Source organism: Candidatus Alcyoniella australis (genome assembly GCA_030765605.1).
GTDB classification, from domain to species: Bacteria; Lernaellota; Lernaellaia; order JAVCCG01; family Alcyoniellaceae; genus Alcyoniella; species Alcyoniella australis.
This window is the reverse complement of sequence record JAVCCG010000004.1, coordinates 1-16,975: the sequence shown is the minus strand read 5'-3', so window position 1 is coordinate 16,975 and position 16,975 is coordinate 1. Positions and strand designations below refer to the sequence as shown.

At 63.5% G+C, this 16,975-nt stretch carries 14 protein-coding genes; 3 read left to right on the top strand and 11 right to left on the bottom strand.

Annotation, left to right across the window (positions count from 1 at the left end; translation table 11 throughout):
• The first annotated feature begins 4 nt into the window (after positions 1-4).
• Entirely contained in the window at positions 5-1,510 is a 1,506-nt protein-coding gene (locus P9M14_00400; GenBank protein ID MDP8254183.1) for a radical SAM protein, read from the top strand.
• Here the strand turns inward: P9M14_00400 and P9M14_00395 are convergent.
• On the bottom strand, positions 1,502-2,032 hold the full coding sequence (locus P9M14_00395; GenBank protein ID MDP8254182.1) for a permease: 531 nt from the start codon (positions 2,030-2,032) through the stop codon (positions 1,502-1,504). The genes P9M14_00400 and P9M14_00395 overlap by 9 nt on opposite strands.
• A 263-nt stretch (positions 2,033-2,295) precedes the next feature.
• Between P9M14_00395 and P9M14_00390 the strand changes: the two genes are divergently transcribed.
• Positions 2,296-3,441: a hypothetical protein gene (locus tag P9M14_00390; protein ID MDP8254181.1), complete on the top strand. Its 1,146-nt coding sequence runs from the start codon at positions 2,296-2,298 to the stop codon at positions 3,439-3,441.
• Between the two features lie 333 nt (positions 3,442-3,774).
• On the opposite strand, the gene P9M14_00385 is transcribed toward P9M14_00390, so the two are convergent.
• From P9M14_00385 to P9M14_00340, 10 genes are all read right to left on the bottom strand, one after another.
• Positions 3,775-5,316 (bottom strand): metallophosphoesterase, encoded by a 1,542-nt coding sequence (locus P9M14_00385; protein ID MDP8254180.1) that lies wholly within the window; start codon positions 5,314-5,316, stop codon positions 3,775-3,777.
• The gene (locus P9M14_00380) at positions 5,316-5,819 is read right to left on the bottom strand and encodes a TlpA disulfide reductase family protein (protein MDP8254179.1); all 504 of its coding nucleotides are present in this window, start codon (positions 5,817-5,819) and stop codon (positions 5,316-5,318) included. The genes P9M14_00385 and P9M14_00380 overlap by 1 nt, the downstream gene beginning before the upstream one ends.
• 2 nt (positions 5,820-5,821) lie before the next feature.
• A complete protein-coding gene (locus P9M14_00375; protein ID MDP8254178.1) occupies positions 5,822-7,618 on the bottom strand; it encodes a tetratricopeptide repeat protein in 1,797 nt (598 codons plus the stop codon).
• Between the two features lie 17 nt (positions 7,619-7,635).
• On the bottom strand, positions 7,636-8,577 hold the full coding sequence (locus P9M14_00370; GenBank protein ID MDP8254177.1) for a hypothetical protein: 942 nt from the start codon (positions 8,575-8,577) through the stop codon (positions 7,636-7,638).
• A 171-nt stretch (positions 8,578-8,748) separates the two neighbouring features.
• A complete protein-coding gene (locus tag P9M14_00365) occupies positions 8,749-9,486 on the bottom strand; it encodes a hypothetical protein (GenBank protein MDP8254176.1) in 738 nt (245 codons plus the stop codon).
• A gap of 5 nt (positions 9,487-9,491) precedes the next feature.
• A complete protein-coding gene (locus P9M14_00360) occupies positions 9,492-9,749 on the bottom strand; it encodes a hypothetical protein (GenBank protein MDP8254175.1) in 258 nt (85 codons plus the stop codon).
• Positions 9,750-9,782: 33 nt separating this feature from the next.
• Positions 9,783-10,856, bottom strand: a complete 1,074-nt coding sequence (locus P9M14_00355) for a metallophosphoesterase (protein MDP8254174.1) — start codon at positions 10,854-10,856, stop codon at positions 9,783-9,785.
• Positions 10,857-10,870: 14 nt separating this feature from the next.
• Entirely contained in the window at positions 10,871-13,135 is a 2,265-nt protein-coding gene (gene lptD / locus P9M14_00350; protein MDP8254173.1) for an LPS assembly protein LptD, read from the bottom strand.
• On the bottom strand, positions 13,132-14,439 hold the full coding sequence (locus tag P9M14_00345) for a folylpolyglutamate synthase/dihydrofolate synthase family protein (protein MDP8254172.1): 1,308 nt from the start codon (positions 14,437-14,439) through the stop codon (positions 13,132-13,134). The genes lptD and P9M14_00345 overlap by 4 nt, the downstream gene beginning before the upstream one ends.
• A 9-nt stretch (positions 14,440-14,448) precedes the next feature.
• Positions 14,449-15,243: an acyl-CoA dehydratase activase gene (locus P9M14_00340; protein MDP8254171.1), complete on the bottom strand. Its 795-nt coding sequence runs from the start codon at positions 15,241-15,243 to the stop codon at positions 14,449-14,451.
• Between the two features lie 204 nt (positions 15,244-15,447).
• On the opposite strand from P9M14_00340, the gene P9M14_00335 reads away from it, so the two are divergent.
• The gene (locus P9M14_00335) at positions 15,448-16,710 is read left to right on the top strand and encodes a metallophosphoesterase (GenBank protein ID MDP8254170.1); all 1,263 of its coding nucleotides are present in this window, start codon (positions 15,448-15,450) and stop codon (positions 16,708-16,710) included.
• Positions 16,711-16,975 lie beyond the last annotated feature (265 nt).

Genomic DNA, 16,975 nt, shown 5'->3' with positions numbered 1-16,975 from the left:
GCCGATGCACGTCCACTTCCTGCACCTAGGCCGCGAGCATCTGGGGATCGAATTGCTCGCCGCGGTGCTTGAGCAGCACGGCCATCGGGTGAGCGTGGGCGTGGACCCGGGCCTGCTCGGACCCGAGGACAACGTATTCTATGTCCCACGGCTTGAACGGCTGCTGGCGCGCGGCGAACGGCTGATCGCCGAGACGATCGCCGCGCCGCCGGACGTGCTGGCGTTCTCGCCCTACACCAGCACCGTGCAGTGGGCGCTGGAAGCGGCGCGTCGCATTAAAAGCAAGGTCGCAATTCCCACGGTGTTCGGCGGACCCCACGCCACGCTGGTTCCCGAGTACCTCGCGGCGCAGCCCGAGGTCGACTACACCGTTCGCGGGGAAGGGGAGCAGGCGCTGCCCGAGCTGCTCGATTTTATCGGACGCGGCGCAGACCCGCGCGGCATGCGCAACCTCTGCTGGCGCGACGATCAGGGCCGCGTGGTCAACAATCCACTACGCCCGCTGGTCGATCTGGACACGCTGCCGCTGCCGCGCAAGGAATTGTTCGCGCACTACTCCATGCCCAATCTGAGCTACCTGATCGCCGCCTCGCGCGGCTGCCCAAACCGTTGCACCTACTGCTGCGAGGGCACGGTCTCGGACATGTACAAGCGGCGCTTCTTTCGCTTGCGTAGCGTGGGCAAAGTGCTCGACGAGCTCGCCCGCGCCAAGCGCGTTTGGCGGCCCAAAGAGGTGCTGTTCGTCGATACGATTTTGCACGTCAAACGCGACTGGGCGCTGGAATTGCTCGAGAGCTACGGCAACGCGATCAACATTCCGTTCCGTTGCTTCGGCTCCTCGCAGCTGCTCGACGAGTCGATCGCCCTGGCGCTGAAGCGCGCCGGATGCTTTACCGTGCAGTTCGGCCTACAGACGGTCAACGACGAGCTGCGCCGCGACATTCTGGGCCGCAACGAGCCGCTGGATCGATCCCTGGACGCCTTCAAACTGTGCGACCGCATCGGCCTGCGTTACGACGTGGACATCATGTTCAACCTGCCCGGCGAGACCAGCGACGACTACCGCCGCACAGTCGAATTCTTCCGCGGATTGAAGATGCTCAACCGCATCAAGTGCCACTATCTAACGCTGTTCCCAGGCACGGCGTTGCTCGACCGCCAACAGCAAGTCGGCGCCGTCGACGCTGAGCAGCGGGCGCGGATCGAGGCCGGTTGGATCAACGATTTTTTCCACGAGCCAGCCATCGACGATCCCCAACACCTGAGGCTAGTGAACGCCGCCACTCACGCGCTAAAGGTGCTGCCGCTGCTGCCCGCAAGCTGGACCGAGCGTATGCTGCGTAATGATCGCTGGACCAAACTCGCCAAGCTGCCCTATCCGCTGCTGATCGCGCTGCAACTGCTCGGTGCTCTGCGCGGCCGCGATCATCGCTTTTGGACCTACATCAAGTATTACGCGATTATGCTGCCGCGGGCGTTGCGCGAGAGGAACCGAGCCGGATCAGTTTAGATCTTTGACCCACGAGAACATGAACTGGGCCAGCAGGCCCGCCAGCGGCGGGAAGATCAGCGTGCTGACCAGGCGGATCACGGTCAGCTTCCAGCCCAGGATGCCGACCTCGAGCGGCAGGCGGCTCACCGCATACAGCGACCAGCCGGTGAGGAAAGCGACCATCGTGCCCACGCCCGCTCCCGAGCGCAGCAGCGAGACCGCCAGCGGCAGACTGACGTAGGGCCCGCCCGGGGCCAGGCCGCCGGCCAGCGAGCCGATTACGATCCCGCGGAATCCGGATTTGACGCCGATCCATTTGGCCACGGTCTCCTGGGGAATCAGCAGCGGCACCATCCCGGCGATGATCAGCGCAAAGATCAGCAGCGGCGTGATCTGCAGCAGCATGGTCATCCCCGACTTCAGACCGGTCAGGTGCACGCCGTCTCCGCGCGAATAGCCCAAATAGAGCAGGGCCAGGGCGATCACGCCCAGCAAGATGGTCGGTATCAGCATTGAGGGCAGCCCCTTTCCTTTTTTCACCGATCTTCTTCCGTTGTCTGCGTGAAAAGCATCCTCCATTATCCACGAACAGCGGCACGGATGAAATGGCCCGCATAGCCTCGATGCACGCGAGCCTTACCGGTAGTCGCGGCAAGGGGGTCCATGGTTGCGGGTGCCTTGAAGACGCAATAGGTTGGGTGTAGTCTCCCGGATGTGTCAACGGTATCGCGGTCCGCGGCAATGCGCCCCGCCCATCGGTTGCGGCTGTCGATGACCGCGGGCCGGAACAGGTGGTATCTCTGATGCAGCAACCACGAACAGCCCTGTTCAGCTACAGTGGACACGAGCACCTCACATATCCGCCGAATCATCCGTTCCGCCCGGAGCGTGCGGCGTTGCTGATGGAGATTCTCGCCTCGGAGGGAGTGCTCGACCAGCCGTGGCTCGAGCGGCTGAGTCCCGAGCCGGCGAGCTTCGAGCAGATGGAGCGCTTCCACCACGGAGCGTACCTCGAGGCGATGCAACGCATCAGCAAGGGCCGCTACGACTTCTCGATCGAGATGCTGCAATACGGCATCGGCGGCGACGACTGCCCGGCGTTCAAGGGGCTCTACGACCTGGCCGCGCTCTCGGCCGGAGCCTCGCTGGCCGGCGCGCAACTGCTGGCCCGGGGAAGCAAGGATCTGGTGTTCAACCCCATCGGCGGGTTTCATCACGCCGGGGTCGACCACGCCGAGGGGTTCTGCTACGTCAACGACGTTGTGCTGGCCTGCATGCAACTGGCCGACGGCGGACTGCGCGTGGCCAACGTCGATCTCGACGCCCATCACGGCAACGGCACCCAGGACGCGTTCTACGCCGACCCGCGAGTACTGACGATCTCGACCCACGAATCGGGCCATACGCTCTACCCCTGGTGCGGGTTTGAAAACGAGATCGGCGCCGGACTGGGCCGCGGGTTCAACGTCAACCTGCCACTGCCCGCGGGCACGGACGACGGCATGTTCGTCCACGCCTTCAACACCGTGGTCTACCCGCTGGTCGAGCGCTTCGACCCGGACGTGCTCGTAATCGAGATCGGCATGGACGTGCTGAACAACGATCCGCTGACCCACCTGCGGATGACCAACAACTCAGTGGCCGACATGCTGGCCCGCATTCGCAAGCTGCAAAAGCCGGTCCTGCTGTTCGGCGGCGGCGGATACGATCCGCTCAAGACCGCGCGCGGCTGGGCCCTGGCGTTTTTAGTGATGTGCGACGCCGAGCCGGTGGACGATTACGCCGGACTGGTCGGCGGTGTGTTCCTCGGATCGGGCGAACGCTCGGGCGGCCTGCGCGAGATGCGCGTATATACCTCCGGAGCGGAAAAGGAGCGCGCCGTGGCCGAGCTGGAACGCACGATCGAGTTCCACCTGGAAAAAACCTTCCCCATGAACGGCATCGGCTAGGTGGCTTTGAGCCACAGCAAAACTCGCGCAGAACTTTGGTAGTAATGCCACGATCCACCCCGCGCCCAGCACTTTATGAGGTGCCCGCATGGCTTGTGTAGTTCGCCGGTCCTAATACAACGGGCCACTCCGCGACGGGCAGTTTTGAGCCACAGCAAAACTCGCGCAGAACTTTGGTAGTAATGCCACGATCCACCCCGCGCCCAGCACTTTATGAGGTGCCCGCATGGCTCGCGTAGTTCGCCGGTCCTAATCCAACGGCCCGCCCGGCGCCGGGTGGCTTTGAGGTGCCGGGCAAATTTTCGATCTTTACTTGATCTCCCCCCGATCCTGCTATCGGGCGGAGCGTTTGCGGCGAGAGAGGATTATTGCCGCGAGTAAGGCGAATGCGCCGGTAGTTGCTGCTGCGGCTGCAACCAAACGGCCGCTGGAGCGTGATTCCCGCGCCCCTCCTCGCTCCAGGCTGCGGGCGAGCTGCTCGTCGAGCAGCATATCGATTTGCTCCAAGCCGAGCAGGGTCTGATCGTCCACCAGCACCGCCGGGGCTGCGGCCTGGCCATCGCTGTGCGAGCGCAGCAGCGCCAAGTTGTCCGGATCGTCCAGGGAGCGGAACGTTGCCACCAGCGTGGCGTCCAACCGTTGGGCGATTTGCGGCAGCCTGCTTTGCAGCTCTTGGCAATCATCGCAGCCCGGCTCGAAAAACACGGTCAGTGCCGCGGAGCGCGCGCCGCTGCCGAATGTCTCGACGTAGTTCGACGCGCCGGGCTCCTGCGCTCGTTGCGCGGTCCCCTGAATCTGGACCTCGTAGAACGGATCGCCGTCCGCGTCCATGGCGCTCACCCGCGCACCGGCGCGGTCGATCTGCAACGCCAGGAAATGGTGCATTGCGCCGTGAAACAGGAACAGGCCCTCGGCCGGATTCTCGGTGACCAACTGCGCTCCGCCGCCGCCGTTGGTGAAGTAGTGCACTCCCTCGCGCAGGGCGTGGGAGAAGTAGTGCGCGCCGCTGAACACCGCGTCTACGCCGAAGCTTTGAAACAGCGGCATGTAGACCTCGCGCATCGCCCGCGGGCTACGCCCCTCCAGGTCGAACGCCGGCTGGTGCATCACCACGAACAAATAGCGCGCGCCCGCGGCACGCGCGGCCGCCAGGTCCGCGCGCAAACAGGTCGCCTGCGCACCATCGGCCGCAGTCTGATCCGAGTCTTGCGAGCGCGACTGCCAGAGGTTGAGCACTGCGAAGTGTGCGGGCCCGCGGTCGAACGAATACCAGCCGTTCGTGTTAAGCAGCCCGAAGAGTCGACGGATCATCACGCCGGGTTGGTCCGAGCGGCCGATGGACGGATAGAGCGGCGCGTCGGCCAGCACCTGTGACTCGATCTGGAAAAAGTTGGCCCACAGCGCCGGGTCGTTGCCGCGCTCGACAAAGTCGCCGGTATGTACGATCGCGTCGGGCAGCACCGAGCGGCTGATGGCTTGCGCCACGCGGCGATGGTCAAGATCGAAGCTGTTGTCGCCCGAACGCGTGTCTCCGAAAATCACCAGGCTCAGCTGCTCCGTGCTGTCGGCCACGAACGAGCCGCTCGTTTCCTGCGGCTTGCCCTCGAGTAGCAGCTCGTAGCGATAGGTCAGGTCCGGCTCGAGACCGCTGAAGTCGGCGCAGGCCGGGTCGTGTCCATCCAGGGCCACAATCGATTGCTCGCCTTGCGGCGAAGTGAGGCGCGCCTCGAAGCGGTCTTCCTGGTCGCAGGATACGCAGACCCGTACTCGATCGGGCGCCAACGATTGCAAATAAGGGCCGAACTTGACCGCGGCGAAAACGTCGGTCGCGCACAGCAGCGCGGCCAGCGCCAGCGCGAGTCCGACGCGCCGCATCATTTGACCGCAACCAGCCGCAACAGCAGCTCGTCCAGCGCCGCGGCGTCCTGGTCGTCGAATCCGACGAAGCGTGCGGCTATCTTACGGTCGGGCCGGATCACCAATGTCGTGGGCAGCGACTGCACCCCGTAGATGCGTTTGATGCGCCCGCTCTCGTCCAGCAGCATCGGGTAGGGAATCTTCAGCTCGGCCACCAGCGAGCGCACGCTGTCGATCGCCTGAGCGTCGACCACCACGCACAGCACGTTGACGCGGCCCGCGTGGCGCTTTTCCAGCTCGATCATCAGCGGGATCTCGCGTCTGCACGGCGCGCACCAGGTGGCGAAAAACGTCAGCACCAGCGGCCGGTCCAGCTCGTCGTTTAGATAATGGGTGCGGCCCAATACGTCCTGGGCGCGGAAGTCCGGGGCCACGCCGCCGGCCTGCACCGGACCGCCGGCCTCGCCGCAGCCGCAAAGCAGCAGCGCGCACAGAACCAGCGCGGTGCACAGCCGAATCAAGGTTACAACCCAAACAGGTAGAGGAAATGAAACCAATACATCACCAGAAACGCCGCGGCCAACGAGCAGCTCAGCGTGTGTAGCAACAGCAGCCAGCCCGGCCTGTTGTGCAGACGCGTGCCCAATGCGCGGCTCCACAGCAGCACCAGGGTCATCGCTCCGGCCAAAGCGCAGATCACGGGCAGCAGCTCGCGCGTGTTCTCGTAGGTCAGGCTGAAGTAGCCGCCGATCAGCGAGGCGAACAGCGCCGCGACCACCGCGCTGTATGCCAGGTCGTCCGCGTTGGGACGGGCGCGCAGCCAGGCAGTGATCAGCACCCAGATCGCCAGCAGCGCCCAGCAGGTCAAGTGGATCGCCTCGCGGCGGATATTACGGTGCGACTTGTTCAGCTTCTCCTCGATCGAAATTTGGAAGCTTGGCGGCGCGATGCTCAGCGCCTGCTCGTAGGCCGCGATCGCGCTGCGGTAGCGATTGTGCTTGTAGTGCACGTCGCCCACGGCGATGGCGGCCAGCGGCGCGTTGGGGCTTTGGGGAAAACGCTGGATCAGCAGCGCGTAATATTCGCGGGCCCGTTTTTCATCTTGCTGTTCGAGCAGATGCGCCAGCCACAGCAGCGCCTCGGGGACTATCGTGCTTTGGGGATAGCGATCGATCAGCAGCTCGACCTGTTCGGCGGCGGGCAGTGGATCGTCGGCCACCAGCGAGGCCTTGGCTCCCTCGAACAGCCGCAGGGGTTCGAAGTTATCGTCGGCATGGCCCAGTAAATAATTGAGTCGATATTCGGCCAACGGCGCGCGCCGGCCCTCGGGGTAGCGCTGTAAAAAACTGCGAAAGGCTTGCAGCGCCTCGTCGTAACGGTGCAGCTTTTCGTCGAGGATCAGCGCGATCTGGTACAACGCGTCCTCGATCTCGTGGCGTTCCCGGTTCTGGGACACGAAGTCGCGATACCACGCCAGGCTCTCCTCGTAGCGGCCGCTCTCGAGCAGCCGGTCGCAGTACAGGCACGATTTACGCGTCTCGGGCGGAGCCTGAACGATCACCTTGCGCACGCGGTCGCCGTCTACAAGCTCGATCGCCGCCAGCTCGAACGCGTCGACTTCGAGCCGTCCGGCGCCGTTCCAATTTAAGCGTCGCCCCTGATACAGCGCGCCTTGGGCCGAGACCAGCACGTCCTGGGCCAGCTCTGGCGGCGCGGCTTGGGGCAGTTGGGGCAGCACTACGATCCGGCGCTCGGCTCCCTCGATCGGCAACGCGTTTACAGCCCGCTGGATATCCGGCGCCAGCACCAAACCCCAGCGGCCGTAGCGCATGCCCAGCGCCTCTTGCAAGGGCAGCTCGAGGGTCAGGATCGAGTGCCGCTCTTGGGCAACCTCAGCGTCGCAGGCTTGGAGCAGCACCACGATGTCCGGCTGCTCCTGGCCCGCGTCGCGGCCGTCGCACTCGGGCGATTGCGAGTCGAGCAGTAGCAGGTCGAACGCACCGTCGCGCGAGGGCGCGGTGCGCAGCGAGCCGCTGAATCCGCAAGGCTCGATGCGGTAGCAATAGCGGGTCGAGGGACGCAGGCCGGTGAGCTTCAACCGGTGCTCGCCCGATGATTGCTCCTGGATTATCTCGCGGTCGAAAAGTTCGCCCTCGCCGAACGCCACGCGGCAGCGTAGCGGCCGGTCGGTGCTCCAGCTCAGCGTGGCCGAGAACGGGCCGACCTGCTCCAGCAGCGGGCCCTCGACGATCTTGCCCCGGTCGCAGGCCGAGGCCGCGAACAGCAGCAGCGCGATCAGCAGCAGCGAGCAGCGTCTCAACAACGTGCCGTGTCCTCTCAGCCGGCGGGCAGCCTGGTCGCCACGTCGGCCAGCTCGGGCTTGAAGTCGTTGAGCAGCAGTTCGCGCACCAGCTCGCAGTTCACATCGGCGGGTTGTTTGGCCAGCTCCGCGCCCGCGTTCTTGGCGCTCGGGGCATTGCGGCGCTGATGCTCGGCTTGGATGTAACGGTAGTAGGTGCAAGCCTCGGCCAGCTTCTCCTCGGCAATGTTCGCGTCCTGGCCGCGCGCTTGCGACAATCCGTCGAGCTCGTAGAGCACCGAGAGCGTATAGATCTTGGCAATGAACGCTTGCATCTGCTGCCGGGCGCTGTCCAGCGCTTGCGGATCCTCACCCTGTTCCGCAATCTCGACCGCCTTCCAGGCGGCGTCGAACACAGCAGGCAGCAGGTTGTCCTCTCCGAGCCATACGCTGCGGCGTACGGCCGCGCTACGGATCGAGGGTCCGGACCCGCGCAACAGATGCAGGGCGTCCCCGTTTTCAGCGCCGATGGCCAGCTGGTTGAGGTTGTTGACGAACGTCAGCAGGAACGCGTAGCCGATCAGCTTCTCCGCGGTCTGCACGTTGCCGTGGGCGTGTTCGCCGTTGGCGCCTTTTTGCAGAGCCTGTCTGATCTCAAGCTCGATCTGTGTGCTGCCGTAACTATCGGCCCGCGTCACGTAGGCCGCTAATTCGGTCTGGTAGAGACTGGTCAGCGCGGCGAAATCGATCGGGTCCTCGCGACGGATGCGGGTGAACTCGGCGTAGGCGTTCGAGGCGTTGTCATAGGACGATTGCGACTGAGTCGATTTCTCGCCGGAATAATGTTCGGCAACGACCTGGCCGTCGGCAACCGGTTGTGTGGCCGGAGCCGGGGCCTGCTGTCCGCCGCAGCCGATTGGCGCGGCGATCAGGACCAACGCCAGAATTGCGGATAAGGTAAAACTCGTCTTTTGCAACATCGGATTAAACTCCCCCAAAATTGTTGTCCATAGCCTGAAAGATTCATCCGCATTCGTCAACGCGCCGCTCTCAGGATTATCCCGCGAGCCTTTACCAATCTTGTTAAACAAACAGTATTCCCCTCCAACCTCTCCGGTTGTGACGTGGGTCGGGGCATTACGGCGCGCGTTTTATGCGGTATCGAGTTTGAGAAATTTGCGCAGCTCAGTGCGCAGCCAGCGCTGCTCGTCGCGATTGGTGTTGGATGCGATGCGCTGCCGGGTGCCGTTGAACGCCAGGAACAGTCCGCGGGTAACGCTGTTGGTGTTGTTGTTGCGCGAGACGATTTTGAAAATAACGTCCTTGATTTTATCTACGGGGATCACGCGTCGGCGCTTGAATCCGAACAGGTGCAGCACCCGCTGAAATTCGCCGTGGTCGGCGATCAGCTCCTCGCGGCCGAACACCTTCCAGCAGACCGAGATCAGCAGCCCGGCTCCCACCGCGTCGTGAATCAGGCCGAAGGCGACCATCGCCCACTGGCCCTGGGAAATACCGATGGCGTTCCAGATCACCATGAATCCGCACCAGAACGCAGTGAAGACCCCCATGAACCCGGCGCCCAGGCTCAGGCCCCGGCGCGGGATTTTCACTTGCAGCGAGTAGCCCGGAACGTTGCGCAGCTCAATCTTTGTATCGGTCGGACGCTGCGCCGGCTCGTTGAGATCCGGCGGCGCGATCTCGAAGAAGCGGTCCATCATCGAGAGCATCTTCAGGCCGCGCCGCACGTCGGCGTCGAGCTCGGGCTGGGCCGCAGGACCCAGTGAGTAGACGCTGTCGCAGAATGGGCAGGTGGCGTATCCGTGCTGGAAGTCCTGCGGCTCGATCTTCAGCGGAGCGCCGCAGCTGTTACAGCTTAACTCCTGCATCGGTGCTACTTATTGACTTCCACGTACAGCGGATTGAACGACGAGCCGCTGCCCTCGATGCGCACCGGCTTTTCAATGCTGATCGGCAGCCCGCCGTATCCGCCTTGGACCGTCACTTCCAGCTTGCCGCCTTCGATGTAGATCCGTGAGGTCGAGTCGGCCAGGGCCTCGGGCACCAGCGCCTGGTAGAAGGAGGCTGCCGCGTTGAGCATTAGCCCCACGGCGATCAGCAGCAGTAAAAGTTTCAGCGTACGGTCTTGCATCGGTTCCTCCGCCTGCGATTGTGCGCGGTTATCTCAAAGCAGGATCGTCTCCTCGACGAGCTTGTGCGAGCCGCGCCAGGAGCGCAGCCGCGAGACCGGCTGGCCCTCGACGTAATCGATCTGCACGAAGGTTAGATTGCTGTGGCGTCCCAGTTCGGAGATGTCGAGGCTGATCAGATCCAGCCAGGTCCCGCTGTTGAAGTACTGGCCGACCTCGCCGAAGTTAACGTAGTCGGCCTTGTGACTGTGTCCCATCACCACCGTATGGTAGTTGGTGTTGATCAAAATCTTCTCGGCCTCGGCCGCGAGGTTGGTGTGGGTCAGCGCCTCGTTGTAGCGGTTGATGCCGATCTTGAACTCGCGGCGGCGCAGCGGGTCGTGGCTGAAGCGGTTGCGCAGGTAGAAGGCCACCAGCCGGGCGTTGGCCTCGAAGAAAAAGCGCACGTCGTTGTAGAACGCCCAGCGCAAGTAAGCGCGGAACGGCTTGACCTTGTCGATGTAAGGCCGTTTGAGTTTGAGCTCGCTGATCAGCTCGAGAATGAAATAATTGCCCCAGCTCAGCCGCAGCACCTCGTGCCCCTCGTGGTCGAGGATCCAGAAGCTGTAGGGGTTGGAGTGGTTGATGAACTCGTAAGCGTGGCCGTGGGTGACGTACACGCCGTCGAAGTTGTAGGCGTCGACAAAGAAGCGGATGTAGGGGTTGATCCGCTCCTTGAGCAGCTTCTGCACCTTGGGCCAGAGCAGCGCCTGGTCGTGGTTGCCCGGGATGATCACGATCCGCCCGCCGGGACTGGCGGCGAAGCGCTGCAACGCGTCGAACACCTCGGGGTGGCCCGCGATGATCGTCTGCACCTTCTCCAGCGACATCTCCTCGGTGATCCGCACCGGGTGCGAGCCGCGATAGGGCACCAACAGCTCGTTGAGAAAGTCGCCGTTGAACACCAGCTCGACCTCGCGCTCGGCGTACTGGTTGGATCGGAAAAAGTCGAGGAACTCGATGAACTGCTCGTCGCGAAAGAAATCCTCGAGCCGGTTGCGACGACCGTCCGGACCCTTGGGCCCGGCGGCGAGGTGGAAGTCGCTGACGATCAACTTGTGCTTGTTCATTCCCATCTTTGGACCTACCACGATCCTTTGAACTCGATCAGGCCGGTCAAGTCAATGATGAAACGCGTGACCAGCTCGCGCGGATTGGACTTGTCCTCGATCAGCAGGGTGAAATTCCAGCAGCGTTGCAGCGAGTGGAACTCCACGCCGTAGATGTTCTCGATGAACTGATCGTCGAGGAAGTTGTATTTGGTGGCGTAGGTCAGCGAGAACGATTCGGCGAGGTTGAGCCGGGTGTTGCCGCCCAGCGATTCGATCGAGGCCTTGCCGTCGGGACCGCGGCGGTAGCGGTATTCGAGCACCGCGCCCGAGCGCCCCACGGTCTCGAATCCGCCGAGCACGTTGTAGCGCGTCAGCCATTGGTCGTACACGCCGTAGTTCAGGTCCTGCAGAATGTAGATCTTGTTTAAGAAGCGACCCAGCGAGAACTTGACCTCGAGCTGGCTCATCACGTCCGATAACGGGCGGCGCTCGTCGGGCTCCTGGTCCTCGACGGTCTCGAGTAGTTCGCGCCGGGTCTCCTCGATATCGTATTCCTGCCATACCCGGAGCTGGATCAGCCGCAGGCTGGCGAAGGTCTTGCGCTTACTTAGATAGAGCCTGGCCCACAGCCGGTTGGTCACGCCGTAGATTATCGCGTTGCGTTTGCTCAGTCGGTCGCTGCCGTCGAACACCGGCAGCTCGTCCTGGTCTGCGGGCTCGGGCTGAAATTCGTAGGCCAGCAGCGGCTCGATCGAATGCTTGAGCGCGGGCATCACCTGCAGGTCCATATCGTAGACCCGCTCCAGAGTGGTGGTTAGGTCGGTGCGCGTGCGCCACAGCTCGCGGGTCAGCCACAGCTCCTCGCGCTCGGGCACGTGGTAGAGCGTCTCGCGCCAGGCGATGGTCGGCACGAACTGGAACCAGTTGCGGTAGTGCAGCGGCAGCAGCATCTCGGGCACAGCCTCGATGCGCCGTCCGCCGCTGAGAAAAAGTTTCTTTTGCGGGTCGAGCAGCTTTTCCTCGTCGCTGATCTTATTGCGGTAGAAGTTGGTCGCCACGGTGCCCGCGCGTAAGAGCATCGGCAGCTTCCAGATCGGGCGGTTGATCGCGCTGAAGCTCACCTGCGGCAGGCGCTGCCAGGTCGAGGAATCGTCGGCGCGCGTCAGGTCGTTGTAGTGCTGGAAATCGGTGTTAAGGCTGAACCGGTCCCAACGCTTGTCGACGATCATGTTGCTGCGCAGGTAGCGGTCGTAGCGCAGCCCGCTGAAGTCGCGGCTGAAGTCGCCGATGTATTGATCGTCCGAGACCTCGAGCAACTTGCTGCGCACGTTGAAGGTGCGGGTGATGCGCTGGGTCTGCTCGCCGCGCATGGCCCAGCGTCGCGCGCCGTACTCGCGGTCGTCGATGAAGTCGAGGTTGACCTGCCCCTTGCCGCCTTCACTCAGCGCCCAGCGGTACTCGATCCCGGGCTTGAACCCGCGACGCTCGAGGTACTCGCTGTAGAACGTGGCGTCGGCCCGCTGGCTGATCGCCCAGAAGAACGGCAGCTCGAGGAAGTATCCGCTGCGGTCCGAGAAACCCAAGTACGGCGGCAGGAACCCGCTTTGGCGCGTGACTTTGACCGGCACCACGGCGTAGGGCGTCCAGAACAGCGGCAGGTCCAAATAGCTGAAGCGCGCGTCATGGATCCGGGCGTAGCCGTCGATGGTCACGTCGAGGTCTTTGCCCTCGATCTTCCAGTCGAGAAGTTCGTCGTCCTCCTCGCACTGGCAGGTGGTGTAGCTGCCGTTGTGGATCAGGTAGCGGTCCGGCCCGATCTTCTCGATCTGTTCGCCCTCGATGAAGTAGGTCGCCTGCTCCTTGCGGATGATAAAGCGGCCCGAGAACAGATAGCCGGTCTCGCGCTCGAAGTTCAGGGCCACGCGTTCGGCTGTGATCTCGCCCTCGGGGTCGATCAGCCGCACGTCGCCCACGGCCACGGCCTCGCTGTTGCACATATCGAGGCTGACCATCTTGGCCATCAGGATTTGCTCGCCGTAGATCAGCACCACGTTGCCAAACGCCTTGTACAGCTCGTTTTCCGAATCGACGGTGATCATCTCGGCCGAGACCACGACCTTCTGTTCCTCGCGTCCGCGCGCCACGAGCTGCTCGAACCCCGGCGTTTCCCCGGACTGCTCCTGGTCGACCTGTTCCTGGTCTGGCTGCTCCTGGTCCGATTCGTCCTGAGCAGCCGCAGCCCCGGCGAGCAGGCAGGCGATCAGCAGCCCGAGCAGCAGGGCGCGGCAAAGTCTCATCGCGCTCCCTGCTCGTCCTGGATAATCTGGCGCGCCTCGCCCACCACGAACAGCGAGCCGCAGACCAGCAGCTCGTCGCCCTCGCGCAGCTGGGCGCGGGACGCGGCCAGGCCCGCCGGTACGTCGTCGCAAATCTCGATCGATTCGATGTACGGTCCGGCCACCGCGGCCAGGCGCCGGGGGTCCACGGCCTGGGGCCGTTGCGAGCGGGTGAGGAACGCGCGGTCAACATGCGGGCCGAGCAGTTCGAAGAACCCGGCCAGGTCTTTATCCTCGCCCATGCCGATCAGCATCAGCCGTTTGCCGCGCGGCGGCGATTCGGCCAGAGCCGCGGCCAGGGCCTGCGCGGCCTCGGTGTTGTGCGCGCCGTCGAGTACGATTTGCCCTTGTTCGCCCATCCGTTCGAGTCTGCCGGGCCAGCGCACCTGGGACAGCCCGCGGCGGATGTCGTTTTCGTTGACGGAGAACTGGGTCTGGATCAGCTCCAGCGCAGCGATCGCCAGTGCGGCGTTGGCCAGCTGATGCTCACCGGCGAGGCTGATGCGCAGGTCGCGCAGGTCGAGGCTCAGGCCGTCGTAGTTCATCCGCGATTTGGACAGCCGGGTGTAGGAGAAGTCGTGCCCCAGCCGCATCAGCGGAGCCCCGCGCTCGGCCGCGATCGACTCGATAACCTCCAGCGCCTCGGGATGCGAGACCGCGGTGAGTACGGGCACGCCGGGCTTGATGATCCCGGCCTTTTCCGCGGCGATCTGCGCCAGACTCGAGCCCAGCCACTGCTCGTGCTCGATCGCCACCGAGGTGATCAGCGTCACCTGCGGCTGCACCAGGTTGGTGGCGTCCAGGCGGCCGCCCAGGCCGACCTCCCAGACCGCGATCTGTGCCGAGCGTCGGCTGAAGTACAGCGCGGCCATGGCCGTTACCAGCTCGAAAAAGGTCATCGGCCGCTGTTGCGCCGAGGGTTGCTCGGCCAGCACGCGCTCCATTGCGGACCAGCATTCGTCGAACAGTCCGCCGACCTCTCCGTCGTCGATTTGGTCGCCGTTTTGCCAGATTCGTTCGTTGAAGCGCTGTAGATGCGGCGAGGTGTACAGCCCGCAATCGTAGCCCGCGCAGTGCAGCACCTGGGCGATGGTGCGGGCCACGGAGCCCTTGCCGTTGGTGCCGCCGATGTGCACCGCCGGGCAGCTCAGTTGCGGATCGCCCAGCTCGCGCAGCAGCCTGCCGACGTTGTCCAGCCCCAGCTTGATCCCGAAGCGTTCCAGCGAGTACAGGCGTTCCAGGGCGGCCTGATAGCTCGAGCTCATCGCTCTCCCTCAATCGTTGATCGATCGATTGCGCTCCATCGAGAACAACGCCGCACCGTAGGCCCCGGCGAGTTGGGCGTGGGGCGCGGGCGTGACCTCGTGCCCGAGCTTCTCGCTCAGGGCCAGCACTACGCCCGCATTGCGCGCCACTCCGCCGGTCATCACCACCGCGGGCGTCACGCCGATCCGTGCGGCCATCGCGGCCACGCGGTCGGCCACCGAACGGCAGATCCCGGCCAGGATATCAGGTGTGGGATGGCCGTTGGCGATCAGGCCCACGACCTCGCTCTCGGCGAATACCGTACACATCGAACTCACCGCGATCCGGCTGCGGGCCTCCAGGGCCAGCGGGCCGACCTGATCCAGGTCGACTTCCAGGGTGCGCGCCATTACTTCCAGGAATCGGCCGGTGCCCGCGGCGCACTTGTCGTTCATCACGAAGTCGCCGACCTTGCCAAGCTCGTCGATGCGGATCGCTTTGGAGTCCTGGCCGCCGATGTCGATCACGGTTCGTGCGCCGGAAACCAGTCGCGCCGCGCCCTTGGCGTGGCAGGTGATCTCGGTGATCGACTTGGCCTCGAACGGCAACCGGTTGCGGCCGTAGCCCGTGCTCACCAACAGCGACAGGTCGCCCTGCTCGATCTTTGCCGCGGCACAAACGGCGGTCAACGTGCCCTGAGCCGCCTTGGAAGCGTTGGGCGCGGTGGGGCGCAGATCCCAGGCCACGATCCGACCCTCGGGGTCGATCAGCGTACACTTGGTGGTCAGGGACCCGATGTCGATTCCTGCGTAAAGTTCAGTCATTGTGGCAATCTCGTGTGTTGATCGAGGATAGAGCATAGACGTTTTACATGCAGGGCTCAAGCAGCCGGCGAGCGGCGCGCTGCGTCCGTCCCACGTTGGACCGTCGATACGAGAAACGTCATTTTTGTAGGCTTCCGATGTTATCTGGGAGCTAATTTTCTGTTAGCATCCTCTACCATGTTGCACGCAATGACGAGGCAAACGATGAAGATACGAACTCTGACCCTGGTGGCGATAGGCTGCGCCGCGGTGCTGCTTACTAGTGGGATCGCCAACGCGCAGTTCTCCAAAGGCCCGTTCCTGGTCAACGTCTGGGATCGCGGCGTGACCGTCAAGTGGGAGGACAACGCGGGTTCGGGCTCGGTGGAGTACGGCCTGACCCAGCAATTGGGCAGCGTCCTGCCCAGCGAGGTCCAAAGCGGCGTGCACAGCGTGGACCTGCGCTGCCTGGAGCCCAACAGCCTATATTACTATCGTGCGCTTTCCGGCGAGAACTCCTCGCCGATCTATACCTTCTATACCGGGGTCGGCGTTGAGGAGCCGTTCATGTTCGTGGCCTTCGGCGACAACCGCACCAACGCCGACGACCATCAGGCGGTTGTCGACGCCATCGCGCTGCAATCGCCGGACTTCCTGATCAACACCGGCGATTACGTGGAGATCGGATTTTCGGCCGGCGATTGGCGCTCGTGGTTCGACGTGGAGCAGGCGCTGATCGCCCAGACCGCCATGGCCGGCGTAATGGGCAATCACGAGCTGTGGGGCGGCAGGCCGTACTTCGACAAGTACTTCAGCCATCCGGCCTCGACCCCCGAACCTTCGATGTACGCCTTTCACTACGGCAACACCCAGTTCATCGCCATCGACGTCACGCGCCCCTACACCGCGGGCTCGGCGCAGTACCAGTTCATCGAGCAGACCCTGGCCCAGGCCGTGGACAATCCGCAGTGCAAACACATCATGCCTTTCCTGCACATCTCGCCGTATTCAGCGTCCAACCACGGCGATGATTGGGACTCCCTGTCAATTCGGGAGCACCTGACCCCGCTGTTCGAGGCCTACGACGTGGACATGGTTTTCGCCGGTCACGATCACAACTATGAGCACGGCCTGGTAAACGACGTGAACTACATTGTCACCGGCGGCGGCGGCGCGCCGCTGTACGGCAACGGCAGCGACTACTGGACCGTGGTCAGCGAGAAGACTCTGAACTACGTTAAGGTCGAAATCGACGGCGCGGCGGTCAACTACACGGCCTTCCGTCCCGATGGCACGCTGATCGAGCAGTTCAGCTACGAGCACGACGCGGGCGGCGCCGGAGTGCCGGGCATGGAATGGCCCGAGCCCTGCGATGACGATGATGACGACGACGACGACGACATCGATGACGATGATGATGACGACGACGACGACGATTCAGCGGGCGACGACGATGACGACGACGACGACAGCGGTTGTTGTGGGTAAAAGGTAAAGCGGCACCTTTGAGGTGCAGCAAAACTCGCGTAGTACGCTGGTCGTAATGCTACGACCCACCCCGCGCCGAAAGATTGGGAAGGGGTAGGTAAAGATCGAGTAATCGATCTTTGTGTGTAGGCTCGCCGGAAGTATTGGTTCGAGATTAACTAAAACGATTCACCATGCAACCCTTGGCATTCCCTTCGACCCTCGAGTCTTAGACGCGACAAATGGTTTTAAAGAGCCTGGTGCCGCTTATTGACGCTACGGATAG